The sequence below is a fragment of the Acinetobacter sp. YH12255 genome (assembly GCF_013417355.1).
Taxonomy (GTDB): domain Bacteria; phylum Pseudomonadota; class Gammaproteobacteria; order Pseudomonadales; family Moraxellaceae; genus Acinetobacter; species Acinetobacter pseudolwoffii.
In genome coordinates this window covers 91,336-116,817 of the sequence record NZ_VPEC01000005.1, presented here as the reverse complement: position 1 = coordinate 116,817, position 25,482 = coordinate 91,336, and the positions used below count along the sequence as shown (strand labels likewise).

Genomic DNA, 25,482 nt, shown 5'->3' with positions numbered 1-25,482 from the left:
GGTATATCTCACCGTAGAGGTTCTACGGTGCATCTAGTCAATTCTGCATACACTTCGCAAAGTGATTCTTTCTTACGTGGGCTTTTAATAGGCACACGCAAGGGAGATCGCTTTCATCGTTTTAATGGGGAAGTTGTGCAAGCTGATTGGAATGCTGCGAGAAACGTGCTTGCAAGATTAAACGACAATGAGATAAGTCGTTATACGCCTTACAAAACTGTAAAGCGTATATTGCAAGAACGGACTGATCGCTATAAGTCGGAACTGACCGACTCAGGCTCTAGTTACACGTTTGGCAACAAGACATTAACAGAGTGCGAATTAGTCCTTGACTATGTTTAACTACATTTTAAGGAACAGTACTTGTTTCTGTACTGATTGAGGGATCTGCTGTTTTTGTCGGAATTCGATGCCAGTGCAAAATCCCTCGCAATAAAAGCTGCATCTGTAGCACGCTTTGGGTTTTAAAGACATTGGATTGGGTGCGGCGTAGCTCTGGATCAGCCTGATGTTGCAGATGAATCCAGCCCATGGCCCAGTTCAGCGACAGATCAATCAGCATCTGTGCCAGTGCCTGCAAATCTTGCGAAGACTGGATATGTTGGGCGGCTTGCATTTTTTCCAGTTCATGCATGACATCTTCAGTCAAAAAACGAATTTCCCGTTCTATTCCTGCACGTAACATTGCCGAGCCCCCCCAGCGTTCTGCAACAAAAAAAATCCAGGGTTCAGGGTGATATTCGACTGCCTGAAAAAATAGCTCAATTCCGGTTTTAGTCCGGGTGTTGGGCTGATACAGATAGGCCTGTCCCAGTTGATTCAGCACTCCCTTGAGATGAATCGCGACCTGATCCAGCAGCTCTAGTCCCAACTGCTCCATATCCTGAAAATGCCGATAAAATGCCGTGGGCACCAGTCCAACGGCATGCGCGACTTCACGCAGACTGATGGTGCTAAAAGCGCGACCCTGACTGCTCAAGGCCAGTGTGGCATCCAGTAGCGCCTGATGGCTTTGCTGCTTGCGATCTTCACGTAAGGACATAAATGGGTTTCCTCAAGGGGAGATTTAGTCTAGCAAAAATTAAGGCAAATCGTAGCGCCACAGGTCGGCAGAATTTCGATATTTAACCGCACTCTGATGCATCGATTTTGTAAATCAATCATCCGGCTGACCAATCTTGGCAAAGGCTTCTGTTATACTGAGCCGCAATTATTTTTAGCCTATACAGGACTTATCATGCGTATCGACCAACGAGCATTAGATCAATTACGTGAAGTGAAAATTACCCGTAACTATACACGTTATGCGGAAGGCTCGGTATTGGTTGAGTTTGGTCATACCAAAGTACTGTGCACTGCCAGTGTAGAGAGTTCTGTTCCACGTTTCCTGAAAGGCCAGGGCCAGGGCTGGGTGACGGCTGAATATGGCATGTTGCCACGTTCAACCCATACCCGTAGCGACCGCGAAGCGGCACGTGGCAAACAGAGTGGCCGTACCCAGGAAATCCAGCGTCTGATCGGTCGTAGCTTGCGCTCAATGGTTGACCTGAAAAAGCTGGGTGAAAATACCATTACCATTGACTGTGATGTGATTCAGGCTGATGGCGGTACCCGTACTGCAGCGATTACCGGTGCTGCGGTGGCGCTGGTCGATGCCATGAATGTTTTGCTGGAAAGAAAGAAAATCAAACATGATCCATTAAAAGGTCTGGTAGCTGCGGTTTCTGTTGGTATTTTCAAAGATGAAGTATTACTGGATCTTTGCTATGAAGAAGATTCGAACTGTCAAACCGATTTGAACGTGGTGATGACACAGGCCGGTGAATTTATTGAAATTCAGGGCACTGCGGAAGACAAACCATTTACCCGTGCCCAATCGGATGCCATGCTGGAAATGGCCGAGAAAGGCATTCAGGAGCTGGTGAAAAAGCAGCAACAAGCTTTGGGCTGGTAATTCATTACTGCCAAATATAAAACGCATCTCCGGATGCGTTTTTTTATGCCGGAAATTTCAGAATATAGCCCATTGAAAATGCAGCACAAAACTTCCTGACAAAATTCCGACATGAATCGGCTAGATCCAGATCTATTTTGCCCCGATATTCAAACGATATCACAATGAGGAATGCGAGATGAAACAGTGGATTTGTGCAATGTCTTTGCTGGGCATGTTTGGACTAAGCGCCTGTGACTGGGGCAATCAGCGGAAGGATGACGAGCGTTCAGTGTTAAATCAGGATCGTGAGGAGGATAACGGAAGATATAACGACCGTGATGGTGACGATGATGACCGCGATCGTCGAGGTAATCGGGACGACGATGATGATTAAGGTCTAAAATAGAAAATTGAGCAAAATATATGCAAAAAAATTTCTAAAAATCAAAAAAGGGTGCTTCGCACCCTCAATGGTCATCTATCGAATTTAGGCTTCAGCATTAAATCGCATCGATAAATCCACAGCTTTGACATCTTTGGTCAAGACACCCATCGAAATATAATCGACACCGCTACTGGCAACTTCACGTAAATTTTCGATCGTGATATTGCCAGATGCTTCCAGTTTGCAGCGGCCGGCCACATGCTGTACTGCCTCAATCATTTGCTGCTGGCTGAAATTATCCAGCATCACGATATCCGCATTGGCCTCTAAGGCCTGATTCAGTTCATCCCAGGTTTCCACTTCTACTTCGACCGGTTTGCCCGGCGCAATCTGGTGTGCCTTGGCAATCGCCTGAACAATTCCGCCAGCGGCCATAATATGATTTTCTTTAATCAAAAAGGCATCGAATAAACCCAGACGATGATTCTGACCACCACCAATGGCAACGGCATATTTTTGTGCAATACGCAGGCCAGGAAGGGTTTTACGGGTATCCAGCAGCTTGGTATTTAAGCCATCCAATTGTTTGACATAATGCGCTGTTTTCGTCGCAACGGCAGACAGTGTCTGGACAAAATTCAGCGCAGGACGTTCCACAGTCAATAAACTGCGTGCAGAACCGGCCAGTTTCAGGAAAGTTTCATTGGCTTGAACCTGATCACCCTCATTTTTTAGCCAGATGACTTCAACACTTGGATCATAAGCCTGAATCAAGGCATTCACCCAAGGTTGCCCGGCCAGTACCATATCTTCACGGCTGATGATCGTGGCAGTGGCCTGTTCATCTTCAGGGGTCAGCAGGGCAGTAATATCACCGTCACCAATATCTTCTGAAAGTGCCTGTTGGATATTGATCTGAATCGACTGGTCTAGCAACGCTTGAGATATGCGCATGAGTATTTCCGTATCTTTTAAGCCGTGAAAATTGCGCATTATCTTAGCACTGTTACATAAAAAATGAGCGATTTTTCCTACAGTCTGCCGGGATGAATTGAGATTTGTGCCTGAAAGTTTTAGCATGAAGCCGGCTGCAACCCTGATCGTGCAGATTTTATTTTTGGAGAGAATGGTTTTATGCAACAGGCAGCCGAGTTTCAGGTTAAGAATGGACAACTGATGGGCGCACGTCACATTCCCTCTCCCAATTTTAACCAGCGTCCGGACAATACCGAGATTCAGCTCATTGTGGTGCATAACATCAGTCTGCCACCCTCACAGTTTGGCGGCGGTTATATTGAACAGTTTTTTCAAAATCAACTGGATTGGTCAGTCCATCCCTATTTTCAAAGCATTGAAGGGATGCAGGTTTCGACCCATCTGCTGATTTTGCGTTCTGGTGAGGTACTGCAATTCGTCAATTTTAATGACCGTGCCTGGCATGCCGGACGTTCGACCTATTTGGGTAAAAAAGAATGTAATGATTATTCGATTGGCATCGAGCTGGAAGGCAGTGACGACTTGCCTTTTGAACCGGTACAGTATGCAGCCTTGATCAAAGTCACTGCCTGTTTGCAAGATTATTATCCTAAAATTCAGCAGCATATTGCCGGACATTCGGATATTGCCCCGGGCCGTAAGACCGATCCGGGACCGTATTTTAACTGGGCTGATTTTCGTTGCCAGTTACAGCATTATAAAAATACCTCAACCTCGCTTGAGGGATGCAATTAAGCAATGAACTTCTGACAGAGGTTTCATTACAATAGCCACAAATTTATACATTAGGTGAATAGGATGGCGCTTTGGCGTTCGACCGTCATTGTCAGTGCGATGACCATGTTGTCACGTGTACTGGGATTGGTTCGAGATATTGTTTTACTGAATGTCTTTGGTGCGGGTAAGGACTTCGATACCTTCGTGGTCGCATTTCGTATTCCAAACTTTTTCAGGCGATTATTTGCCGAAGGGGCATTCTCACAGGCCTTTATTCCGGTTTTGACCGAATACAAAACCAGTCGTACCCATGCTGAAGTGCAGATTCTGATTAGCCGGGTCTTTGGCTGTCTGGCAACGGTAATGAGTCTGCTGACCATGTTCGCAGTGATTGCTGCACCGTTGATCATGTATATCTATGCGCCCGGTTTCCATAGCGATCCTGAGAAATTCGCCTTGGCGACTGACATGTTCCGCCTGACCATTCCTTATTTACTGTTCATGTCACTGACGGCTTTTGCCAGCAGTATTCTGAACAGTTATGGCTCTTTTAGTACACCGGCCTTTGCACCGGTCTTGCTCAATGTCGCCATGATTGCTGGTGCGCTCTGGCTGACTCCGCATATGGCCGAGCCGATTATGGCACTGGGCTGGGCAGTCATCATTGCCGGTATTTTACAGCTGGCGATTCAGATTCCTGAACTGTGGCGTAAAAACCTGCTGATCCCACCTAAAATTGACTTCAAGCATGAAGGCGTGGATCGCATCATGAAGTTGATGCTGCCGGCTTTATTTGGTGTATCCGTCACGCAAATTAACCTGCTGCTGAATACCATCTGGGCTTCATTTATGCAGGATGGTTCGGTGTCCTGGCTGTATAGTGCTGAGCGCATGACCGAGTTGCCGCTTGGCCTGATTGGTGTAGCGATTGGTACTGTCATTTTGCCATCTTTATCGGCACGACATACCGAGCAGAATCCGGAAAAATTCCGCGGCATGATGGACTGGGCCGCTAAAGTGATTGTAATGGCAGGTTTACCGGCCAGTATTGCCTTGTTTATGCTGTCGACCCCGATCATTCAGGCCCTGTTTGAACGTGGTCAGTTCAGCTTTGAAGATACCCAAATGACGGCTCTGGCGCTGCAATGTATGAGCGGTGGTGTGATTGCCTTTATGTTGATTAAAGTCTTTGCCCCGGGTTTCTATGCACAGCAGGATACCAAAACACCGGTGCGTGTCGGTCTGATGGCTGTGGCTGCCAATGCAATCCTGAACGTGATTTTTATCGGTATCTTCAAGTTGATTGACTGGGAAGCAGAACATATGGCACTGGCACTGGCATCGACCGGTTCAGCCATGGTGAATGCCGGCCTGCTTTATTACTATCTGCATAAGCGTCATATTTTCCGCTTTGGCCCGCACTGGAAAAAAATCTTCCTGCAATTCATGTTTGCCAATGTGGTGATGATCGCAGCTTTGGCTTATGCCTTAAGTTGGTATAATGCCGATGTGTCGCAATGGATGCGTGTCGCAGAAGTACTCATCTTGTGTGTCATTGGTGTGGTGGCCTATCTGGCGGCCTTGCTGGTGGCAGGTTTTAGACCGCATCATTTAAAACCTTAAGTGAATATTGAACTTGATATTCGCTTAATAAAGCCATAAAAAAAACAAGAGCCAGAAGGCTCTTGTTTTTTTCGAAGGATCATACTTGCTTCGACTCAATCTAAACTGAATCTAGACCTTACCGCGGGAAAGAAATCCAACGATCGCAAGAATCACCGCAATTACTAACAAGATAATTGCAAAATCCTTAGATAAGCCTGCTACTCCACCGAAACCAAGTAGACTCGCAATTAATGCAATAACAGCAAAAATAATAGCCCAGCGAAACATATATATTCTCCATGTGTTTTTATTTTCAAATTTAGTATAGAAATAAACGATTCCAGCGACTGTTAGTGTTTTGTTGACGAACTGTCTATGATTTAACAATAGTTTACGTGATGGTAATAAGAATTTGAGCGGTAGGTCTGCGCGGTTTGGGCTGCTATAATCAGCTGATTTTTGAGTGCGCCGACCTGATCATGACCGATACTTTACGTCCCGAATTTTGGAAAAACTATGGCCTTGCCGAACTCACGCAAGCCGAGTGGGAAGCCTTGTGTGATGGTTGCGGACTCTGTTGCCTGATTAAACTGGAAGATGAAGATACCCAGGAAGTCGCTTATACCAAAGTGGCCTGCAAACTGCTGGATTGTACGACTGCGCGTTGCTCCAATTATCCAGAGCGTTTGCACTATGTGCCAGACTGTATTCAGCTCACGCCAGAAAAATTGGAAACGATTCACTGGTTGCCTTCAAGCTGTGCTTATCGCCGGGTCGAGCAGGGCAAAAGCCTGCCATCCTGGCATTATCTGATCAGCGGTTCACGGGAAAGTGTGATTCAGGCACGCAAGTCGGCAGCAGGGCGCTGCCTGAGTGAAGCCGACATTCCTGAAGACGACATCGAAGACTATATCGTGCGTTGGGTGCGTTAATTTGCCGCGATAAGTAGCTATTGATTTGCCGGCTGCAGTAGGGCCTGAGCCGAAGCACCGGCCATCGGACGATAGAAATAAAAGCCTTGTCCAATCTGACAGTCACAATGGATCAGGGTATCGAGTTGTTCGGTATTTTCGATGCCTTCGACCAGAACATCCAAAGCAATACTGGAACCAATCTGGGTAATGGCTTTGACAATCGCCAAGGCGGACGGGTCACTGTTCATACGCTCGACGAAGTTGCGGTCAATTTTGATGCAATCCACCGGATAGTCTTGTAAACGGGTTAGTGAAGAATGCCCGGTGCCGAAATCATCCAGTGAGATCTGGATTCCGGCCTGTTTCAGCAGGTTCAGGGCCCGGATTACATAATTGGCACCATGCTCGGACAGACTCTGTTCGGTAATTTCCAGTTCCACCTTATTCACAGGAATATCAAAATTGGACAGGCGGGCCAACATTTTTTCAGCATAGTCATCGCGCAAAAATTCAACCGGTGCAGCATTGATTGAAATCGGCAACAGATCCAGTCCTTGGGCCTGCCAGCGACTCATATCGGCAAAGACTTTCAGCTGCATGGTTTCACTGATACGTGAGGCCAGCTCATAGTCCTGAAAGGCACCAAAAATCTCGGAAGGCAGTTGCACCTGCTGATCCTGATCTTGCCAGCGTAACAGCGCTTCAAAACCAATCACCACACCATCAGACAGACGAACTTTGGGTTGATAGTAGGGAATGATCTGATCGGCCAGAATAATCTTGCGGGCCAAAGTCAGCTGCTTGGTCATATTTTCCAGCGAACCACACATGTCCTGATTAAACATGCGGATGCCGCCACGACCACTATTTTTCAGATCATTTAAGGCAATGTCGGCACACTTCAACAGATTCGAGGTGTTCAGGGCATCACGTGGATAGATGGCACAGCCAATACTCATAGCACTGCTGATACTGTCGCCAATATAATTGATCGGTTGATCCAGCTGGCTATAGGCCAGTTGCGCCGTGGCCAGCAGCTGTTCTTCACTTTCCAGATTTTTCACCAGAACTGCAAATTCATCTCCACCCAAACGGGCCACAATGGTATTCGGGCCGAAACAGGCCTGGAAACGCTGACCCAGAACATGGAGTAGATGATCGCCAGCAATATGGCCCAAGGTGTCATTGATGTGCCGGAAATAATCCAGATCAATCAGCAGTAGACCCGCCTTGGTCTGCTGTTGTTGCGCTTTTAATAGCACCTGTTTAAAGGTTTTATAGAAGGTACTGCGATTATACAGACCAGTCAGTTCATCTCGTTTAATGGCTTCTTTTAAGCGGGTTTCTGCAATTTTTTGCTGACTGATATTGCGTGAGACACAGAGGATGCTTTGGGTAATATTGTGCTGATCCAGAATCGGGGTCAGCAGATGATCCCAATATTGGATTGGCTGGTCTTTGCTCTGAGTTTTGCTAGAAAAACGGCTATTTAAGCCTAGGACTGCCTGTTTCAGTGCACGTTGCGCAGATTTTCGGGCTTCAGGTGCTAAACGGTTCAGCCAGGACAAAGAACTGTCCTGATCTTGCGCTGTTGTTTCGCTTTCTGGTGTCAGACCGTCAGACTGGTTACTATGCCGAATCTGACCTTCAGGACTGATAATATGGATGCAGTCTGCGCTGGCATCCAGCATATTTTCCTGGGTTGAAACGATTTGAGATAGTTGTTGCTGGATTTCAAAATAATCATGCACATCCGTCAGTGAAACCGCCCACTGCAACACATCTTCCGGATCATGATGAAATTTTACCGCCAGCGTACACATACGATAATGGGTATCGCTGCGTTTAATCCGGCACTGGGTTTCAAAATTCTGATGCTGATCCAGTGCCGCATGCCACAGCTTCGAAAACAGCTGTAAGTCCTCGGTATGAATGAAACTCTGCCACGATATATTGCCCGGTTCATTCAGGTTCACACCAAGATAATCGGTCATGGCGGCGTTAAAATAGTGCAGATGTGTTTTGCTACTGACCCAGAGAGGTTGGGGTAAGGCATCAATCAGTTTTTGAAGCTGAATTAATTCAGACAGATGAACAGGGGTTGAACTCAGTGATGTTGCCAGCAGAGGTTGCGACTGGCTCACAGCTCCCTGTTCAAATTTATCATGCTTCATGCATTCACCAATACAACCCAAAAAATACCCAGGGGGGCGACATAAGTTTCTTTTAATTAGAATAAACAATATGAAAATTACACTGTAATTAATTCACAATTAATCATGTTCAAATTACTTGCTTTTATGAAGATTAATTCATTCAGAATTAAAAAAATAGAGGATTTCTACATAAATTAATTTTTTATGCTTTATGTTTGCAATCTTGGAATCAAAACTGCTGGTGTTAGAATGAGATCAGAATTTAGTTTGAGCCAATAATAACATGTCAGATAGTCATATCCCGCTTCCAGAACGCTTAAGACCACGTGACCTTGCAGAGATTATCGGGCAGGAACATTTGCTGGGGGAACAGGCGCCCTTACGCCAGATGATTGATCAGGGTCATCTACCGTCGATTATTTTCTGGGGACCACCCGGCGTTGGAAAAACCACCATTGCCTTACTGTTGGCACAAGCGGTAGATCGGCCTTTTATCAGTCTGTCTGCCCTGAATACCGGAGTGAAAGAGCTGCGTGAAGTGATTGCCGATGGTGGTGATCTGCTGACGCCAGTGGTGTTTATTGATGAAATTCACCGCTTTAATAAATCCCAGCAGGATGCACTGTTAAATGCGGTCGAAAAAGGGAAAATTACCTTAATTGGTGCCACTACCGAAAACCCGTCTTTTGAAGTGAATAGTGCCTTATTGTCACGTTGTCAGGTGTATAGCCTGAATGCGTTGAGTGCGGAATCGATTCAGACTCTGCTCACACAAGCCTTGCAAAATGACCGTTTTTTGCAGGAACGACATATCCTGATTGAAGAATTTGATGCCTTGGTGCAGTTCGCAGCAGGTGATGCCCGTAAAGCATTGAATTTACTTGATCTGATTGCCAGTACTTTTGAACCGGATATGGAAAATATCATCACCAATGCAGGGGTGGTGAAAGTGGCACAACAAAATATTGCCCGTTATGACAAGTCCGGTGAACAGCATTATGATCTGGTCTCGGCTTTTATAAAATCAATTCGCGGCAGTGATCCCGATGCAGCGCTGTACTGGATGGCACGCATGCTCAAAGGCGGTGAAGATCCGGTATTTATTGCCCGCCGTATGCTGATTGCAGCTTCTGAAGATATCGGTAATTCTAATCCGAATGCCTTATTGCTGGCGGGTGAATGTTTCCGTTCGGTGCAGGCCGTCGGAATGCCGGAATGCCGGATTATTTTAGGACAATGTGCGGTGTATTTAGCCACCAGTGCCAAAAGTAACAGCACCTATCTGGCAATTAACAAGGCGATGGAGCTTGCAGATAAAACCTCGAATTTGCCGGTGCCTTTGCATTTGAGAAATGCACCGACCAAGCTGATGAAAGAACAGGGCTACGGGGTGGATTATCTGTATCCGCATCATTATCCTGAGCATTTTGTGCTGCAAGACTATATGCCGCCAGAACTGAAAGATACCAAACTGTATGAGTCGGCACGCAATAAACGTGAAGTTGAAGGAGAGCGCTTACAGCAACGCCGTTGGCAACAACAGCAGCAATAATATCAGTACACAAATAGATTAAACTCAGGCAAAAAAAAGCCCAATTCAAGGCGAATTGGGCAGAAATTAGGATGTTTTTTAAGGGAGAGAACATCCTAGAGGGTAGGCGATCAATCTGGTCGGCAAACCTTGAGTTAAATCAATCAGCTCACTGATTTGCCTAGTATGTGATGATATTAGACCATAGATTTTCCAATGTAAAAGCGATCATTTTTATCTGTAATATTTGTTTTTTCGATTAAAGCTTAAAAGGTCAATCTGGCCCAGCCAAAAAAATCAGGGATAAAAAAACCGAGCTGTTGAGCTCGGTTTTTTTGAAGCAATGGACTATGCCATTAGATGTTGTCGAGGTTAATACCTAAACGGCCCGCAACTTCTTCATAGGCTTCAACCACACCGCCTAAACCTTGACGGAAACGGTCTTTGTCGAGTTTTTTCTTGGTGTCTTTGTCCCATAGACGGCAACCGTCTGGAGAGAATTCATCACCCAAAACGATACGGTCATGGAATACACCGAATTCAAGTTTGAAGTCGACCAGAATCATGTTGCCGGCATCAAACAATGCTTTTAGCACGTCATTGACTTGGTAAGTCAATTCTTTCATTTTTTCCAGTTGCTCAGCAGTCGCCCAACCTAAAGCAATCGCTTGCGATTCATTGACCATTGGATCGCCAAGCGCATCGTCTTTAAAGAACAATTCGAATGTAGATGGAGTCAGTTCTTTACCTTCTTCAACACCTAAACGGCGGCATAAAGAACCTGCTGCATAGTTACGAATCACACATTCAACCGGGATCATATCCAGTTTTTTCACCAGCACTTCATTTGGAGTCAGCAGCTTTTCAAAGTGAGTTTCAATACCCGCTTCTGCCAGCTTTTCCATGATGAAGGCGTTAAAACGGTTGTTCACCTTGCCTTTACGATCTAGTTGCTCGATTTTTTCGCCATTGAATGCAGAGGCATCATCTCGAAAGACTAAAATCAGATGGTCTGAACTGTCTGTGGTGTAGACAGATTTCGCTTTACCAGTATAGAGCAAGGTTTGTTTTAACATGAGGGAACCTTTTACAAAAAAAAATGCCTAGAAATGTCTAGGCTGGCCAATTTTGGTAAATCTGGTTGAGCAGTTCTGCGGCTTTTTCACGGTCGGCAAAACTGTTATCGGCATTGAACACAGCGAGGTTATTACTTGAACCGACAGAAGATAATCTTAATACATAGGTTTGCTGGTCGACCCGAATCGTGACTTCGTAACGGTTTTTATTCTGCGCAACGATGCTATGATTCAGGCTGCTGAGGGTGGCAAGCGTATATTGCCAAATTGTAGCAGAATTTCCGTCAATTTTAAGCAGCGGATTAAGATTTCCGTCTGTGACCAACTGTGGTTTACCAACAGCATTGCTTTCAGTCAGCTCAGCTTGAGCGGTGTTTTCAGTCTGGGCCTGAGGGCGTGGCAAGGCAAAACGGTTGCCACGCTGGTTTTCAAGCTTCGGTGCATTTTCAATTGCAAGTGGATCGACTGTTGGAGCAGGATACAATGGCGTTGCAGGACGTACCATGGCGCCTTCAGGATATTGTAAAGCGTCCAGAGTTGTAGTTTCTTTATAGTCTAAAGTGCCGTTATTAAAGGCCATTGAACTACAACCTGCCAAACTGAATACTGAAAGTGTAAGGCTAAGTCCTAAACGTAATTGCATAATCTTGTGCTCTTTTATTTAATAACGCCCGCTTCGACCAGTGCTTCATGAAGCGGAGCGCGATATTGTTCTGCAAGTGGTGTTAATGGAAGGCGAATACCAGTACCAATTAAGCCCATGTCATGGAGTGCCCATTTCACAGGAATTGGGTTTGATTCGCAAAATAAAATATTGTGTAAATTTGCAACCTGAGCATTTAACTGTTCAGCGTCTGTAGCATTACCTGTAATGGCAGCGGCACACACTTCACTCATGGCTTTCGGAGCCACATTCGCTGTGACCGAGATATTGCCTTTGGCGCCATGACCCATCAGCTGATATGCCGTTGCATCATCACCTGAGTAGACCACCATGTCTTTGTCTTTCAGACCTTGCAAGAGTTCAGCACCACGCGGTACATCACCCGTCGCATCTTTAATCCCGACGATTTGTGGAATATCGGCCAGACGAATCACGGTTTCATTCAGCATGTCGACACCGGTACGGCCAGGGACATTATACAGAATCTGCGGAAGATCGACCGCTTCAGCCACAGCTTTATAATGCTGGTACAAGCCTTCCTGGGTCGGTTTGTTATAATAAGGCGTCACCAGAAGAGCAGCATCGGCGCCGAGTTCTTTGGCTTCACGGGTAAGTTGGATGGCTTCACGGGTCGAGTTTGCGCCTGTGCCGGCAATAATAGGAATACGTTTGTTGGCCACACGAATGATTTCTTTGATCACCTGGGTGTGTTCACTCATGCTCAGGGTCGAGGCTTCGCCTGTCGTTCCAACGGCAACAATACTGTTGGTGCCCTCTGCAATATGCCATTCAACCAGCTTCTCGAGACCCTTCCAATCTACGTTGCCATCTTCAAACATAGGGGTGACGATTGCGACTATGGAACCTTGAATGGTCTGTGCTTGCTGAGTCATTTTAAAAAACTATCCTATTTGTCCATCCGAAAGGAATGAGAAAACATAAATTGGGATGGATTTGTATTTTGATTTATAGCAAATTCAATGGACTTGCGCTGAATTGAAGATTGCTTATGCAAATTATGACTGATCAAACGCATAAGAACAATATGCTTTAGTCAAAGCCACTCAATTCTTTATACAAAGCCTTTTGAAAACAATCAAGTAATAAATTAGATGATTTATCCGGCGAAATACCGCGGTCAAACTGCGACTTAAGTCCCGGCTCAGCGAGATATTGTTGAATTTTGTCTGCAAAATTAGCTCGATTTGAGTAAAAATCTCGGCCAAGTCGTGAATTTCGTTGTTTTTAGCTGCTGAATTAATATTTTTATTGGATGAATCTATATGTAAAACATCTTTGTCTGGAGGCTAAGCTGATGTAAACAGGTTGAAAAATTGAATCTATTAATCTTTTTTTAATATCAATGAATTGCATAATATTTTTCTAATCGGTTGGTTTTTTAACTTGATGTATAAGTCTTAAAGCATAAATTGTGAATTTTAAAACTTTTTGATTAATTGCTTTTGCGACTTTATCTCAAGGTCTATTGCATGGAGCTGCTTCAGCTGCTGTGGGGATATCCAAGTAAAACGTTCAACTTATTGATAGTTATTTCTGCGCTCAGGCTCATAGATGATGGTCTTTCTTTTGTAACGCTGATTGAACAAGGATAATCCAATGGAAAAATCAGACAATAAGCATGCTATCGTCACGGTCGCCATCTGTTTTCTGATAGCGGTGATTGAAGGCTTGGATATTCAGGCTGCTGGTATTGCTGCAGCCGGTGTGCGTGAACACTTCGGTCTCGATAGTTCCCAGTTGGGTGTGTTTTTTAGTGCAGGGATTCTGGGTTTATTACCCGGTGCACTGATCGGCGGTCGATTTGCAGACCGTATCGGCCGTAAGAAAGTGTTGATCTGGTCGACAGCAACATTTGCCATATTCACTTTATGTACAGTTTGGGTCAATAGCTTTAACAGTCTGCTGGCAGTACGTTTTCTGGCCGGAGCAGGTCTGGGCGGTGCGATGCCGATTCTCATCACACTCGCTTCTGAAGCGGTATCGCCGCAAAATCGTGGTCGTGCAGTCGGCTTGATGTATTGCGGTATGCCTGTGGGTGCTGCGATTTTATCTTTAATTGCTGCGACTGAATTTGGTGCCAACTGGAAAAATGTTTTCTATTTGGGCGGCTTGTTACCGATTTTTGCAATTCCATTGATGATGCTATTTTTGCCTGAATCGAAGGAATATCTGAAAACACAGAACAAAACTGCAGCAGAACTTGCCGTTGCACCACAAGGTTCATTTAAGGACCTGTTTAATTCGGACAACCTGTTACGTACCATGTGCATCTGGATCAGCTACTTCTTTACGCTGATGGTGGTTTACATCATGTTGAGCTGGTTACCCTCATTGTTTATGGAACTTGGCTTTAGCCGTAAGGATGGTTCAACCGCACAGTTCTACTTCATGGTCACGGCGACGATTGGTACAATTATCCTGGGTATGCTGACCGATCGCTGGAAAAAAGCGTATGTGATCCTGTTGATGTACGGCGGTATTCTTGCAGGTCTATTGGCACTAAATGGTGCAAGCTCACTGAACCAGATGTATATGGCAGCAGCATTGGCAGGTGCCTTCGTAATTGGCTGTCAGGGTGTACTTTATGCCTTCGGTAGTATCGTGTATCCAACAGAAGTGCGCGGTACCGGTGTCGGTGTAGCTTCTGCAGTCGGTCGTATTGGTGCCATGCTAGGCCCAGTCATCGCAGGTCAGCTCCTGGTGGCAGGTTTTGGTGCCGCAGGGGTAATTACAGCCGCAATCCCATGTATCATCATCTCTGCACTGTGTATGCTATTCCTGGTGAACCGTACCAAAGTGTAATAGGCCAAGATTTGAAAAAGCCTGCTTTTGCAGGCTTTTTTGTGTTTAAAATTCAAGGAATCAGATCCGCAGTGCGGTTAAAAACAGGCAGAATCAGAATATGCAGTCACAGGGTTTTTAGCAGCCGCTCTAAAAATCCGATAACAATTTGCGCTATGCTTGGACATAAATCGAGATTTCAATGGATGAAAACAGATGCAAAATAATATCGCATTGCTGGTCGTAGATGTACAAAGAGGATTTACCCCAGGGGGTAATCTGGCAGTGGCCAATGCTGACCAGATTATCCCCAATATCAATTTATTGGGGCAGTATTTTCAAAATATTATCCTGACGCAGGACTGGCATCCAGAAAACCATATTTCTTTTGCAGACAATCACCCCGCTAAAGCGGCTTATGACAGCATTCAGCTGGATTATGGCACTCAGGTTTTATGGCCAAAGCATTGTGTGCAGGGGACAGTAGATGCCGAGTTGCATCCGGATTTAAATTTACCGCAAGCGCAACTGATTATCCGCAAGGGTTTTGATTCCCGGATTGACAGTTATTCCGCCTTTATGGAAGCAGATCAGAAAACCACAACCGGTTTGGCCGGCTATCTGCGTGAACGTGGTATTGATACGGTATTTGTGGTTGGGATTGCTACCGATTTCTGTGTGGCTTGGACCGCCATCGATGCCTGCAAACTGGGCTTTAAGACCTATGTCATTGCCGATGCCAGCAAGGGCATTGATCTGAATGGTTCCTTGCAACATGCCTGGCAAGATATGCTGGCGCATGGGGTAAAACGCATCTATACCAAAGATATCGTTCAGCCGGTTTAAAATTTTATCATGATGCGCTTCGGATATTTATTTGATCTTCGGCGCATTTAAATCTTCAGATTTCTGGTATTGAGAGATGCCTGTTTTATCTTGTTATTATTCTCCCTTTGTACCCCTGGATGAACCCCATGTCAGCCTTGCTCCAGTTTAGCCAATTTGTCCAAAAAACCTTTGCTTTATGGGTGCTGCTGTTTTCCGGCATTGCCTTAATGCTGCCCGAGGGCTTTGTCTGGTTACGCGCTTATATTCCATGGATGCTGGGCATCATCATGTTTGGTATGGGCATGACCATGACCGTAGGCGATTTTAAAAGTGTGCTACAAAGTCCGAAAGCTGTCGGGATTGGGGTCGTGGCCCAGTTTGTAGTGATGCCGGGTCTGGCTTTTCTCTTGTGTCAATTGTTCCAGTTGCCGCCGGAAATTGCGATCGGGGTGATACTGGTCGGTTGCTGTCCGGGTGGCACTGCCTCCAATGTCATTACCTATATGGCCAAAGGCAATACTGCTCTGTCTGTGGCCTGTACTTCCGTCTCAACCTTATTGGCTCCGATTCTGACCCCTGCGATTTTTTATCTCTTGGCCAGCCAATGGATCGAGATCAATGCCTTATCCATGCTGGTGTCGATTCTACAAGTGGTGCTATTTCCAATTCTTCTGGGCTTGATTGTACGGGGCCTGCTCAAGCAAAAAGTAAATGCCTATATTCAGGTGATGCCGCTGATTTCTGTGATTGCCATTGTCGCGATTGTGGCAGCGATTATTGCCGGCAGCAAAGCTCAGATTCTGCAATCCGGATTATTGATCTTGGGAGTTGTGGCCTTGCATAATGGTCTCGGTTATTTGCTGGGTTATTGGGCCAGTCGTATCTTTAAGCTGGCGGAAATAGACTGTCGTGCGGTATCGATTGAGGTGGGAATGCAGAATTCGGGTCTGGGTGTGGCTTTGGCTGCGACCCATTTTGCAGCTTCTCCACTTACGGCTTTGCCCAGTGCGATCTTTAGCTTATGGCACAATATTTCAGGGCCAGCTCTGGCCACCTATTGGGCAGCCAAAAGCAGGGCAACGACATTAGAGCCAAAGCAAAATCTGGATACAGACAGCTAGAGTTTTAAAATGCGGCAGTGATTTTAATTGCTGCAAGGCGCTGAATAATAAAACTTGACCAGTAACAGCTTGAAAATTCTGCGCATAAAAAAGCCCGATTTAAAGTCGGGCTTTGTACTGTACAACCTTTATGAGGCTTTGGACTGTTTGGATTTTAAAATCTCGGTTCTAAAAGTCTGTGCCAGTTCAGCCGTTTCTGCATCCATGCCATTCACTACAAAGGCATGACGGGTCAGGACATTGGTTGGATTCGGCATGCTCACCAGCTGGAAATGTTCGCTCACATCTTTCAGCAAGCTATTCGGGACATGTAAGGCACTTTCTTTTGCGACCAAGTGCTGGCTAAGACGCTCAGAGGCCTGCACCGAGCTGAGCTGCATCTCCTCGACTTTAGACGCAATTGCACTACGGGTTTGTAGTACAAAACGTTTTTCTTCACGATAGCGTTTATACAGTACTTCCGAGAGTAACTGGAATACCGCACTGATCATGGTCAGGCAGGCCAAGGCATTTGGCTTGTCTGCCGCAATGCTGATAGTGGCACCTTTTTCATCAAATTTATGCACAGTACTAATATCACTGCCATTCAGTTTGTAGCGCTGCACACAGAGTTCAGTGGCTTTATTCAGGAAAATCTGACACAGGTTGAAATAAGGCACCGATACGGTTTTATTCACGCTATCGAGTAACTGTTTTGGATCATAGAACTGGATATTCAAGCTCAGGCTATCGCTTTCTAGTACAGCTGGCTTATGTTCTTTTTCTTTGGCTTTATTTTTTACTGCCTGCTGGGCTTGGGCAATGGCCAGTGCAGCATTGTGCTTTTCCTGTTCCAGAGCTTGGGTCAGGGTCTGAATCTCGAATTTCAAACGGGATTCGTTGTTAATGCGTGCCAGATATTCGGTTCGGCTAGGACGCGCGATCGCGCGGTATGCCACCCAAATCAAAGCATGAATAATGAAAGAGAACAGAATCGCCAACCATTGCGTCCGCAGAATTTCACCCATACTTGGCTCAATCAGGGTGATTTCAATCAGACCAACTTTTTTCTCGTTTTGCAGTGCATCACGGACAAAAACTTCACCATCACGAGTTTTGGTCAGTCCACCGGTGGCTAAAACCTGACCTTTCGCATCCAGAATTCGAATCGAAGCCACACTCGGGTTGGTCGCATAACGATTTGCCAGCAAAGCCAGGGAAACACGATTGGCCGGTTCCAGCTCGGACAGGCTGTCTGTCACCAGTTGACTGGTGATCAGCTGCCCCTGACTGGTGCGGTTTTCATTCAGTTGGTGAGTGGTTGCCAATACCAGTAAAAAGGTATGCAGAGCAAAACTTACAATCAATAGGCTAGCAAATAGCCCTTGTCTAGGCGCATTCAACGTAAACTTCCAAGGCAATTCTGTTCAATTTCGATTATGATTCTAACAATAGTTGTAGCTCAGACCCGAGTCAATTCATGCGAGAAATCATTCTTATATCATTTTTAGGACCTGACCAGCCTAATCAATTTACACGATTAATGCAGGTTTTGTCCGCCCATTCCCTACAGATTTTAGATGTGGGGCAAGCGGTTATTCATAATCAGTTAACCTTAGGTATTGTTGTAGCGTCTGATGACCAGACGGCGACAGCATTAGCCATGAAGGAAATCCTGATTCTAGCACATGATATCGGGTTAACTGTGCGCTTTAAACCGATCTCTGCGACTGAATATGATCAGTGGGTCAAAGAGGGTGGGCGCACACGTTATATCGTAACGGCATTGGCCCCTGAATTAAATGCCTCTCATTTGCAGGCCGTGACCCAGATTGTCTCGGCTCAGGGTTTTAATATTGAAACCGTAACCCGTCTGTCTGGCCGTCCGGCCCTGGATGGCAGCAGTACCGGTCCGAAACGTGCCTGTATCGAATTTGGTTTAAAAGGACAAATGCTGGATGCCGCAGCCATGCGTGCTGCCTGTTTGCGTTTATCCAGTGAACTGAATGTCGATGTTGCGGTTCAGGAAGACAATGCCTATCGCCGTAACCGCCGTCTGGTCTGCTTTGATATGGACTCGACCCTGATCGAACAGGAAGTGATTGATGAACTGGCGATTGAAGCAGGGGTCGGTGCGCAGGTTGCTGAAATTACTGAACGCGCCATGCAAGGTGAACTTGATTTTCAGGCCAGTTTCCGTGCCCGTGTGGCTTTATTGAAAGGCATGGATGCATCGGTACTGCCGAAAATTGCCGAGCGCCTGACCATTACCGAGGGTGCTGAACGCCTGATTTCGACTTTAAAAGCATTGGGTTACCGTACTGCAATTCTGTCGGGTGGTTTTCAGTACTTTGCCGAATATCTGCAAGGCAAACTGGATATTGATGAAGTACATGCCAATGCGCTTGATGTTCAGGATGGTGTAGTCACGGGTGAAGTCAAAGGTCATATTGTTGATGGCGCGCGTAAAGCTTTATTGCTTGGCGAAATTGCCAAAGAGATGGGAATTTCCCTGGAACAGACCATTGCAGTCGGTGATGGTGCCAATGACTTGCCAATGTTATCGATTGCAGGACTCGGTGTGGCTTTCCGTGCCAAGCCACTGGTGCGTCAAAATGCCACTCAGGCGATTTCCAGTGTGGGACTGGACGGGGTACTGTATCTGCTCGGGGTACACGATAAAGACCTGAATCAGGCATAAACACTCTTTTTGATAGAATAAACGCGACCTCAGGGTCGCGTTTTTTGATTGCCTTTGTACTAAGGTGACCAAGCCAGCAGAGAAGATTGACTATAAAAACATCGATCATCTTAAACGGAAAAATAATTTTTTCAGTCAATAACAGCCCTGATAATTTTGTAATGACACGCCAACATTGACACAGTCATTGATCCACAAAAATGCCAAAAGCAAAAAATGTAATGACAATATAGTATCGCGACAAAGTATGTCGTGAGACCAGATCACAGGACTTTTTTTATGCAAAAAACTCAGCATAATGCAGGCATAGAGATACAAATCAACAGATTCCATTTTATTGATTGAACGAAATTCAATAGATAGAACCGTTGCAATATCAAACAGGCAAACTATCTATTTGGATGGAGGGGTTTATATGGTAACAGCGAATTTAGCAACGATCGTGGGCTTCAGTTTAGTCGCTGCAGCTGTAGTTGCTGTGTTCTTCTCGCCTTATCGTCGCTGGTTGAGTTTTATGGCAGCCGGGATGTTGGTCTGGGGCTTGATTGAGATGATTCGTGTAGGCACACAAGCCTGGTTTGATCTGCCAATGACCTATAGTTATCTGAGTGCATTGACAGCAGTCATGATGGTGGTCACTTTCTTATTATTGCGTGAAGACCGTCGTGCAGAGCGTGCCTTGGCAAAACGCCGTTGTATCGAACATACGCCAGTCTATGAAGATGACCAGCAGCAGCTTTCGAGCCGTTAAGTCTACAAATCGCAAAGAAAAAATGCACCCACGGGTGCATTTTTTAGCTTAGAAATATGATACAAACTGCTTAATCAACCTAGCCAAGAATTATGCTAGGATATTTGTCAATTTTCGTACAATTAGAATAGGCATCCTCCATGAAACTGTCGTCCATTCCTGTGTTAAAACTTCCTCTTATTGATATGAGTACCGATCCACTGGACTTGTTGGTCGCGGGTCTGGCTTTACGTATGAAGCAATTGGCACGTACCAGCCCAAAATTTATTGAACTGGTACATGAGCGTCAATTCCGGATCCAGATTGGCACAGATGAAGGTATGGCACGTCAGATCATTGTCAATAATGGCCAGATTGAGACGGTTTCAGGTGATGCAGAGAAAGCAGATTTTGTATTGCAGTTTGCTGATAGTGAACAGGGTGTAAAGACCTTGGTCAAAGGTGACCCGACAGCATTCATGACCGGTATGCAAAATGGCACCATCAAAATGGAAGGTGACTTTGGCCTGCTGGTCTGGTTTAACCAGGTGGCGAAGATGATTCCACCCAAATTGCCCAAACCGGTCAAAGAAAAAATTAAATTTGCCCGGGCGTTTATTAAAGAAAAAACGGGTAAATAAAACTCTGCTCCTGACTTCCTCTCCTTTTTCAAGGAGGGCTGAGGGCAGGATTCAGCCAGTTTCAATCTGGGTAATGCCAGTCAGTTAGGGAGTTTAGATCTAAGCTCCTTAATTTTTTAAATCTTTTGCAGAAACAATTATTTTCTAATCTTGCGGTACAATACACCTGATGCCCCAGACCGTTGGGGATGAGGTTTCCAGCTACCCCATATCATTATGAATAACAATAATAAAAAACCAGACAGTTTCCTGCCTGATCTCGATTACTGAATCTGAGGGCTTTTTAATGTGGAAAATAATGTCGCTATTCAACTTCTAAATTAAACGTCACCGGCCCATCATTGATCAAATGTACTTTCATATCCGCTGCAAAAATACCAGTTTGTACATGTTTAAATTGTGACTTTGCATAGTCAACCAGTTGCTCATACAGCTCTTTTGCAGCAGCAGGTGGCATGGCAGGGCCAAAATCTGGACGTAAACCTTTTTGGGTTTGCGCCATTAGGGTAAATTGCGAAACCAGCAGTAAACTGCCTCCGGCCTGACCGACATTCCAGCCCATTTTGCCTTGTTCATCATCAAAGAATCGGTATTTCAATATCTTATCAATCAGCTTTTTACCTTTTTCCAGATTGTCGTCCTTGCCCAGACCCAGAAAAACCAGAATTCCTTTATTTATTTCGCCAGTGGTTTCACCCTCGACCACGACTTTAGCTTCTAAAACTCTTTGTAATAAGGCACGCATTTTACATATTGACTGATAACGATAGATGGGCGTGATTGTAGCAAGAATAAAACCTGAAGCAGTATCAGATGCTAATTTTTATGAGTTTTAAATATTTGAAAATCAATTGATTAATTTTTATAAATTCATTAAAACGATTGAAGTGATAAAAATAATCTGTTTTAACAATTTTTAGTTTTTATATATCTTAGCACCTGCAGGAAAGGTAATAAATTGAGAGATTTAGAAATGTTTAAGCGTTCATTACTGGTTGCAATGCTTGCAACTGTCACAGCCACACAAGCTGCTCCTCTAACTAAAGACAATGGTGCGCCAGTCGGTGATAACCAGAACTCAATCACAGCAGGCCCAAATGGTTCAGTCTTGCTTCAAGACGTTCAATTGGTACAAAAACTACAACGTTTTGGTCGTGAGCGTATTCCGGAGCGTGTGGTACATGCGCGTGGTACAGGGGCTTATGGTGAATTCGTTGCAACTAAAGACCTGTCTGACTTAACAATTGCTTCTCTATTCAAGACCGGTACTAAAACTCCAGTTTTTGTACGTATGTCTACGGTAATTCATGGTAAAGGTTCACCGGAAACCCTGCGTGACCCGCACGGTTTCGCGATCAAGTTCTATACTCAAGAAGGGAATTGGGATCTGGTCGGTAACCAGACACCGGTATTCTTCATCCGTGATGCGATCAAATTCCCGGACTTCATTCATGCAATGAAGCCAAGCCCGGTGACAAACGTACAAGATGCCAACCGTGTATTTGACTTCCTGTCGAGCCAGCCATGGGCTACCAACATGCTGACTTATGTGTACGGCAAACAAGGTGTGCCCACCAGCTACCGCGAACAGGACGGTTTCGGTGTACATGCTTACAAGCTATATAACGACAAGGGCGAATACAAATATGTGAAATTCAACTTCCGCTCGCAACAAGGCGTGAAGGGTTTGAATGTGAAAGAAGCTGCCGTGCAACAGGGCAAAGACTTCAATCACTTGACCAATGATCTTTATAACAACATTTATGCCGGCAACTTCCCGAAATGGGATCTGCATATCCAGGTACTGGATCCAAAAGATCTCGGCAAGTTTGATTTTGATCCACTTGATCCCACCAAGATCTGGCCAACTGACTTAGTTCCAGAAGTGAAAGTGGGGACATTGACCCTGAACCGCATGCCAAAGAACTTCTTCAATGAGACTGAACAGTCGGCATTTGCACCAGGTAATCTAGTTCCGGGTATTGAGCCATCGGAAGACCGTCTGCTACAAGGCCGTATCTTCTCTTACTCAGATACGCAAATGTACCGTCTGGGTGTGAATCACCAGCAAATTCCGGTGAACCGTCCAGTGGTTGCTGTAAATAACAACAACCAGGAAGGTTATATGAACGTGTCTGAGCGTGACTCGGATGTGAACTATGAGCCAAGCCGCAAAGAGCCAAAAGCTGCAACTGCAAAAGCACGTGCGGTACAAACACCATTATCGGGTCATGTACAGCAAATCGGTGTGAAAGAGCAGAACTTCAAGCAGGCAGGTGAGCTGTACCGCTCGTATACTGCCAAAGAGAAAGATGACCTGATTATGAACCTGGCTGCGGATTTAGGTGCAGTAAAAGATTCAGAAACCAAGCACATCATGTTGTCTTATTTCTACAAGGCAGATGCCGACTACGGTACACGTATGACCAAAGCGGTGAAGGGCAACATCGCAACGGTCAAAGCCAAAGCAGCACAACTCAAAGACTGATTTCGATTGGTCGATCAGGATTGGTGACTAGGGTTTAAGAATTCACCTCCGCAAAGTCCTGTAGAACTCCAAACCTTTCCTGCACCCTAGGGGGAGTTCTACAGGCACTCCGTTTTACTCATCTTATCTAATCTGAATAGAATCATTTTCGATTCATGTCTCTATTTGATTTCTGTTGGAGTTCATCATGAAAGCTATGCAGCATGCAGTTTTAGCCAGTATTCTCGCGATAGGTTCCATGTTCGCAAACGTGGCCACCGCCAAGGAGATCTCCTCCCCCGCTAAAACTGTGGAAAATGTTCAGATGAGCTCACAACAGGAATTAGTTGCATTGTTTTTTGCCGCAGCCAAAACCGGCAATCACGAAGTGATTCATGAATTTCTAAAGTATGGTTTTCCGGTTGATGTACGCAATAGTGCCGGTTTTACCCCACTGATGATGGCGACCTATTATGGTCATCAAACTATTGTGACGACCTTGCTCAATCATGGTGCTGATCGCTGCGCCCGCGACAATAAAGGCAATACCGCATTGATGGGGGCACTGTTTAAAATGGAACTTGCGATTGCCAAACAGCTGCGTCAGGTCGACTGTGATGCCCAAGCCAAGCAGACCGGGCAAAAGACCACAGCCGAATTTGCCAAGGTGATTGGTCAGGAAAAACAGCTGCAGAAAATTATTCAAGAACAGGGGAAAACCCCAGGCCAGTTGCCGAAATAAAACCCCTTATACTCTGATACTTTTGTCGCGAATTCAGCTAGCTGTACGTAAATCCTGCAATATTGCATAAAATTTTATGCTTTAATGTTGAGATAAGCACAGCGATATTTCCTTAGTTATGGCTCCAATTATCCGTTCCCTGTTAGATACTGACTTGTACAAATTCACCATGTTACAAGTGGTATTACACAAGTTTCCGCAAACGCATAGTGTCTACCATTTTCGTTGTCGTAATCTGGAAGATACAGTCTATCCACTGACGGATATTCTGGATGATCTCAATCATCAACTTGATCTGTTGTGTCAGCTCAACTTTAAAGAAGACGAGTTGCAATATTTAAGAAGTCTGCGTTTTATCAAGAGCGATTTCGTCGATTATCTGGAACTGTTTCAACTGAAACGCCGTTTTATTCAGGCCAGTATCGATAGCGAAGGTCGTTTAGACATTAAAGTTGAAGGCCCGATGGTTCAGGCGATGATGTTTGAAATCTTCGTACTGGCAATTGTCAATGAACTGTATTTTAGCCGGATCCGTAGTCCTGAAGTGCTGGCTGAAGGTGAGCGCCGTTTACAGGCGAAAATACAATTATTAAAAGAATACGATGCATCGCAACATCCACATGATCCGCCATTTTTAGTGTCGGATTTTGGGACACGTCGCCGTTATAGTTTCGAATGGCAAAAGCATGTGGTAGAAGAATTCAACAAGGCTGCACCACATGTCTTCCGTGGTACCAGTAATGTGTTATTGGCGAAAGAATTGGGAATTACCCCGATTGGCACCATGGCGCATGAATTCCTGCAAGCATTTCAGGCGCTTGACGTGCGTCTGCGTAATTTCCAGAAATCTGCGCTGGAAACCTGGGTACAGGAATATCGTGGTGATTTAGGTATTGCCCTGACTGATGTGGTCGGTATGGATGCTTTCCTGCGTGATTTTGACCTGTATTTTGCCAAACTGTTTGACGGCCTGCGTCATGACAGTGGTGATCCCTATGTTTGGGGTGACAAGGCCTATGCACATTATAAAAAACTGAAAATTGACAGCAAAACCAAAATGCTGACTTTCAGTGATGGTCTGAATCTGGAAAAAGCCTGGAAACTGCATCAATACTTTAAAGACCGTTTTCAGGTCAGTTTCGGGATTGGCACCAACCTGACCAACGACATGGGCCAAACCCCCTTAAATATCGTATTGAAACTGGTGGAATGTAACCGTCAGTCGGTGGCAAAAATTTCGGACAGTCCAGGCAAAACCATGACTGATAATGATACTTTCCTGGCTTATTTGCGTCAGGTTTTCGAGATCACTGAACCTGCTTAAGCACATTTTAGACATGAGTAATTTTAAAAACCGCTTCGCTACAGGGGCGGTTTTTTTATACAAGATGGCTTTTTAGCATGACTTATCTAAAATCCTGCTAATCATCTTAAAGGAAACCGCATAAGTGTAAAAATGAGCTGTGCTAAGATCAAAACAATTTGACCCAT

Annotated in this window: 24 protein-coding genes and 1 pseudogene; 16 read left to right on the top strand and 9 right to left on the bottom strand. The window is 45.2% G+C overall.

What is annotated here, in order from left to right; all coding sequences use genetic code 11:
* A pseudogene (locus FTV30_RS16095) lies at positions 1 to 342 on the top strand (RNA-guided endonuclease TnpB family protein); the annotation flags it as partial.
* 7 nt (positions 343 to 349) lie between these two features.
* Here the strand turns inward: FTV30_RS16095 and FTV30_RS03775 are convergent.
* A complete protein-coding gene (locus tag FTV30_RS03775; RefSeq protein ID WP_180001048.1) occupies positions 350 to 1,042 on the bottom strand; it encodes a TetR family transcriptional regulator in 693 nt (230 codons plus the stop codon).
* A 195-nt stretch (positions 1,043 to 1,237) separates the two neighbouring features.
* On the opposite strand from FTV30_RS03775, the gene rph reads away from it, so the two are divergent.
* Both rph and FTV30_RS03765 read left to right on the top strand, forming a co-directional pair.
* The gene (gene rph / locus FTV30_RS03770; protein ID WP_005173362.1) at positions 1,238 to 1,954 is read left to right on the top strand and encodes a ribonuclease PH; all 717 of its coding nucleotides are present in this window, start codon (positions 1,238 to 1,240) and stop codon (positions 1,952 to 1,954) included.
* A 214-nt stretch (positions 1,955 to 2,168) separates the two neighbouring features.
* Positions 2,169 to 2,330 carry a hypothetical protein gene (locus tag FTV30_RS03765; RefSeq protein WP_180001047.1) on the top strand — a complete coding sequence of 54 codons (162 nt, stop codon included), beginning with the start codon at positions 2,169 to 2,171 and terminating at the stop codon, positions 2,328 to 2,330.
* A gap of 93 nt (positions 2,331 to 2,423) precedes the next feature.
* Here FTV30_RS03765 and nadC read toward each other — a convergent pair whose 3' ends face one another.
* On the bottom strand, positions 2,424 to 3,275 hold the full coding sequence (nadC, locus tag FTV30_RS03760) for a carboxylating nicotinate-nucleotide diphosphorylase (protein ID WP_180001046.1): 852 nt from the start codon (positions 3,273 to 3,275) through the stop codon (positions 2,424 to 2,426).
* A 180-nt stretch (positions 3,276 to 3,455) separates the two neighbouring features.
* On the opposite strand from nadC, the gene ampD reads away from it, so the two are divergent.
* Both ampD and murJ read left to right on the top strand, forming a co-directional pair.
* Positions 3,456 to 4,052, top strand: coding sequence for a 1,6-anhydro-N-acetylmuramyl-L-alanine amidase AmpD (gene ampD, locus FTV30_RS03755; RefSeq protein ID WP_005173355.1), 597 nt, complete (start codon positions 3,456 to 3,458; stop codon positions 4,050 to 4,052).
* Positions 4,053 to 4,106: 54 nt separating this feature from the next.
* Entirely contained in the window at positions 4,107 to 5,657 is a 1,551-nt protein-coding gene (gene murJ, locus FTV30_RS03750) for a murein biosynthesis integral membrane protein MurJ (protein ID WP_180001045.1), read from the top strand.
* A gap of 111 nt (positions 5,658 to 5,768) precedes the next feature.
* On the opposite strand, the gene FTV30_RS03745 is transcribed toward murJ, so the two are convergent.
* Positions 5,769 to 5,927 carry a DUF1328 domain-containing protein gene (locus FTV30_RS03745; protein WP_004647174.1) on the bottom strand — a complete coding sequence of 53 codons (159 nt, stop codon included), beginning with the start codon at positions 5,925 to 5,927 and terminating at the stop codon, positions 5,769 to 5,771.
* 188 nt (positions 5,928 to 6,115) lie between these two features.
* On the opposite strand from FTV30_RS03745, the gene FTV30_RS03740 reads away from it, so the two are divergent.
* Positions 6,116 to 6,571, top strand: a complete 456-nt coding sequence (locus tag FTV30_RS03740) for a YcgN family cysteine cluster protein (protein ID WP_171063370.1) — start codon at positions 6,116 to 6,118, stop codon at positions 6,569 to 6,571.
* A gap of 17 nt (positions 6,572 to 6,588) precedes the next feature.
* Here FTV30_RS03740 and FTV30_RS03735 read toward each other — a convergent pair whose 3' ends face one another.
* Entirely contained in the window at positions 6,589 to 8,727 is a 2,139-nt protein-coding gene (locus tag FTV30_RS03735) for a bifunctional diguanylate cyclase/phosphodiesterase (RefSeq protein ID WP_180001044.1), read from the bottom strand.
* 265 nt (positions 8,728 to 8,992) lie between these two features.
* Between FTV30_RS03735 and FTV30_RS03730 the strand changes: the two genes are divergently transcribed.
* Positions 8,993 to 10,261, top strand: coding sequence for a replication-associated recombination protein A (locus FTV30_RS03730; protein ID WP_100329543.1), 1,269 nt, complete (start codon positions 8,993 to 8,995; stop codon positions 10,259 to 10,261).
* A gap of 335 nt (positions 10,262 to 10,596) precedes the next feature.
* Here FTV30_RS03730 and purC read toward each other — a convergent pair whose 3' ends face one another.
* The 3 genes from purC to dapA are packed head-to-tail and all read right to left on the bottom strand — an operon-like array spanning position 10,597 to position 12,873.
* Positions 10,597 to 11,316, bottom strand: a complete 720-nt coding sequence (gene purC / locus FTV30_RS03725) for a phosphoribosylaminoimidazolesuccinocarboxamide synthase (protein WP_005173343.1) — start codon at positions 11,314 to 11,316, stop codon at positions 10,597 to 10,599.
* A gap of 37 nt (positions 11,317 to 11,353) precedes the next feature.
* Complete coding sequence (locus tag FTV30_RS03720; RefSeq protein ID WP_100329542.1) at positions 11,354 to 11,959, bottom strand: lipoprotein-34 precursor (NlpB); 606 nt, start codon at positions 11,957 to 11,959, stop codon at positions 11,354 to 11,356.
* Between the two features lie 14 nt (positions 11,960 to 11,973).
* A complete protein-coding gene (dapA, locus tag FTV30_RS03715) occupies positions 11,974 to 12,873 on the bottom strand; it encodes a 4-hydroxy-tetrahydrodipicolinate synthase (RefSeq protein WP_180001043.1) in 900 nt (299 codons plus the stop codon).
* A gap of 724 nt (positions 12,874 to 13,597) precedes the next feature.
* Here dapA and mhpT point away from each other — a divergent pair.
* The 3 genes from mhpT to FTV30_RS03700 all read left to right on the top strand — a co-directional run bounded on the left by mhpT (position 13,598) and on the right by FTV30_RS03700 (position 16,731).
* Entirely contained in the window at positions 13,598 to 14,803 is a 1,206-nt protein-coding gene (gene mhpT / locus FTV30_RS03710; RefSeq protein ID WP_005173339.1) for a 3-(3-hydroxy-phenyl)propionate transporter MhpT, read from the top strand.
* A 195-nt stretch (positions 14,804 to 14,998) separates the two neighbouring features.
* Positions 14,999 to 15,628, top strand: coding sequence for a bifunctional nicotinamidase/pyrazinamidase (gene pncA / locus FTV30_RS03705; RefSeq protein ID WP_005173338.1), 630 nt, complete (start codon positions 14,999 to 15,001; stop codon positions 15,626 to 15,628).
* Between the two features lie 128 nt (positions 15,629 to 15,756).
* Complete coding sequence (locus tag FTV30_RS03700; protein ID WP_180001042.1) at positions 15,757 to 16,731, top strand: bile acid:sodium symporter family protein; 975 nt, start codon at positions 15,757 to 15,759, stop codon at positions 16,729 to 16,731.
* Between the two features lie 128 nt (positions 16,732 to 16,859).
* Here the strand turns inward: FTV30_RS03700 and FTV30_RS03695 are convergent, their stop codons facing one another.
* A complete protein-coding gene (locus FTV30_RS03695; protein WP_005173336.1) occupies positions 16,860 to 18,113 on the bottom strand; it encodes a hypothetical protein in 1,254 nt (417 codons plus the stop codon).
* 77 nt (positions 18,114 to 18,190) lie between these two features.
* On the opposite strand from FTV30_RS03695, the gene serB reads away from it, so the two are divergent.
* From serB to FTV30_RS03680, 3 genes are all read left to right on the top strand, one after another.
* Positions 18,191 to 19,411 carry a phosphoserine phosphatase SerB gene (gene serB, locus FTV30_RS03690; RefSeq protein WP_074383828.1) on the top strand — a complete coding sequence of 407 codons (1,221 nt, stop codon included), beginning with the start codon at positions 18,191 to 18,193 and terminating at the stop codon, positions 19,409 to 19,411.
* 415 nt (positions 19,412 to 19,826) lie between these two features.
* Positions 19,827 to 20,162, top strand: a complete 336-nt coding sequence (aciT, locus tag FTV30_RS03685; protein WP_074383829.1) for a ciprofloxacin tolerance protein AciT — start codon at positions 19,827 to 19,829, stop codon at positions 20,160 to 20,162.
* Positions 20,163 to 20,302: 140 nt separating this feature from the next.
* A complete protein-coding gene (locus tag FTV30_RS03680; RefSeq protein ID WP_180001041.1) occupies positions 20,303 to 20,782 on the top strand; it encodes an SCP2 sterol-binding domain-containing protein in 480 nt (159 codons plus the stop codon).
* 304 nt (positions 20,783 to 21,086) lie between these two features.
* On the opposite strand, the gene dtd is transcribed toward FTV30_RS03680, so the two are convergent.
* Positions 21,087 to 21,527, bottom strand: coding sequence for a D-aminoacyl-tRNA deacylase (gene dtd, locus FTV30_RS03675; RefSeq protein ID WP_180001040.1), 441 nt, complete (start codon positions 21,525 to 21,527; stop codon positions 21,087 to 21,089).
* A gap of 228 nt (positions 21,528 to 21,755) precedes the next feature.
* Here dtd and FTV30_RS03670 point away from each other — a divergent pair, with 228 nt between their 5' ends.
* From FTV30_RS03670 to pncB, 3 genes are all read left to right on the top strand, one after another.
* Entirely contained in the window at positions 21,756 to 23,270 is a 1,515-nt protein-coding gene (locus tag FTV30_RS03670) for a catalase (RefSeq protein ID WP_100534549.1), read from the top strand.
* Positions 23,271 to 23,457: 187 nt separating this feature from the next.
* Positions 23,458 to 23,991 carry an ankyrin repeat domain-containing protein gene (locus FTV30_RS03665; RefSeq protein WP_180001039.1) on the top strand — a complete coding sequence of 178 codons (534 nt, stop codon included), beginning with the start codon at positions 23,458 to 23,460 and terminating at the stop codon, positions 23,989 to 23,991.
* Positions 23,992 to 24,109: 118 nt separating this feature from the next.
* Positions 24,110 to 25,315 carry a nicotinate phosphoribosyltransferase gene (gene pncB / locus FTV30_RS03660; RefSeq protein WP_074383833.1) on the top strand — a complete coding sequence of 402 codons (1,206 nt, stop codon included), beginning with the start codon at positions 24,110 to 24,112 and terminating at the stop codon, positions 25,313 to 25,315.
* The last annotated feature ends 167 nt before the right edge of the window (positions 25,316 to 25,482 follow it).

Bases quoted from the DNA above. Each gene is read 5' to 3' on its own strand.
- FTV30_RS03680 (WP_180001041.1), top strand. From the start codon at position 20,303: ATGAAACTGTCGTCCATTCCTGTGTTAAAACTTCCTCTTATTGATATG.
- pncA (WP_005173338.1), top strand. From the start codon at position 14,999: ATGCAAAATAATATCGCATTGCTGGTCGTAGATGTACAAAGAGGATTT.
- FTV30_RS03670 (WP_100534549.1), top strand. From the start codon at position 21,756: ATGTTTAAGCGTTCATTACTGGTTGCAATGCTTGCAACTGTCACAGCC.
- FTV30_RS03735 (WP_180001044.1), bottom strand. From the start codon at position 8,727: ATGAAGCATGATAAATTTGAACAGGGAGCTGTGAGCCAGTCGCAACCT.
- FTV30_RS03730 (WP_100329543.1), top strand. From the start codon at position 8,993: ATGTCAGATAGTCATATCCCGCTTCCAGAACGCTTAAGACCACGTGAC.
- ampD (WP_005173355.1), top strand. From the start codon at position 3,456: ATGCAACAGGCAGCCGAGTTTCAGGTTAAGAATGGACAACTGATGGGC.
- FTV30_RS03665 (WP_180001039.1), top strand. From the start codon at position 23,458: ATGAAAGCTATGCAGCATGCAGTTTTAGCCAGTATTCTCGCGATAGGT.
- dapA (WP_180001043.1), bottom strand. From the start codon at position 12,873: ATGACTCAGCAAGCACAGACCATTCAAGGTTCCATAGTCGCAATCGTC.
- purC (WP_005173343.1), bottom strand. From the start codon at position 11,316: ATGTTAAAACAAACCTTGCTCTATACTGGTAAAGCGAAATCTGTCTAC.
- FTV30_RS03720 (WP_100329542.1), bottom strand. From the start codon at position 11,959: ATGCAATTACGTTTAGGACTTAGCCTTACACTTTCAGTATTCAGTTTG.
- FTV30_RS03700 (WP_180001042.1), top strand. From the start codon at position 15,757: ATGTCAGCCTTGCTCCAGTTTAGCCAATTTGTCCAAAAAACCTTTGCT.
- rph (WP_005173362.1), top strand. From the start codon at position 1,238: ATGCGTATCGACCAACGAGCATTAGATCAATTACGTGAAGTGAAAATT.
- FTV30_RS03765 (WP_180001047.1), top strand. From the start codon at position 2,169: ATGTTTGGACTAAGCGCCTGTGACTGGGGCAATCAGCGGAAGGATGAC.
- serB (WP_074383828.1), top strand. From the start codon at position 18,191: ATGCGAGAAATCATTCTTATATCATTTTTAGGACCTGACCAGCCTAAT.
- mhpT (WP_005173339.1), top strand. From the start codon at position 13,598: ATGGAAAAATCAGACAATAAGCATGCTATCGTCACGGTCGCCATCTGT.
- FTV30_RS03745 (WP_004647174.1), bottom strand. From the start codon at position 5,927: ATGTTTCGCTGGGCTATTATTTTTGCTGTTATTGCATTAATTGCGAGT.
- FTV30_RS03775 (WP_180001048.1), bottom strand. From the start codon at position 1,042: ATGTCCTTACGTGAAGATCGCAAGCAGCAAAGCCATCAGGCGCTACTG.
- pncB (WP_074383833.1), top strand. From the start codon at position 24,110: ATGGCTCCAATTATCCGTTCCCTGTTAGATACTGACTTGTACAAATTC.
- dtd (WP_180001040.1), bottom strand. From the start codon at position 21,527: ATGCGTGCCTTATTACAAAGAGTTTTAGAAGCTAAAGTCGTGGTCGAG.
- nadC (WP_180001046.1), bottom strand. From the start codon at position 3,275: ATGCGCATATCTCAAGCGTTGCTAGACCAGTCGATTCAGATCAATATC.
- aciT (WP_074383829.1), top strand. From the start codon at position 19,827: ATGGTAACAGCGAATTTAGCAACGATCGTGGGCTTCAGTTTAGTCGCT.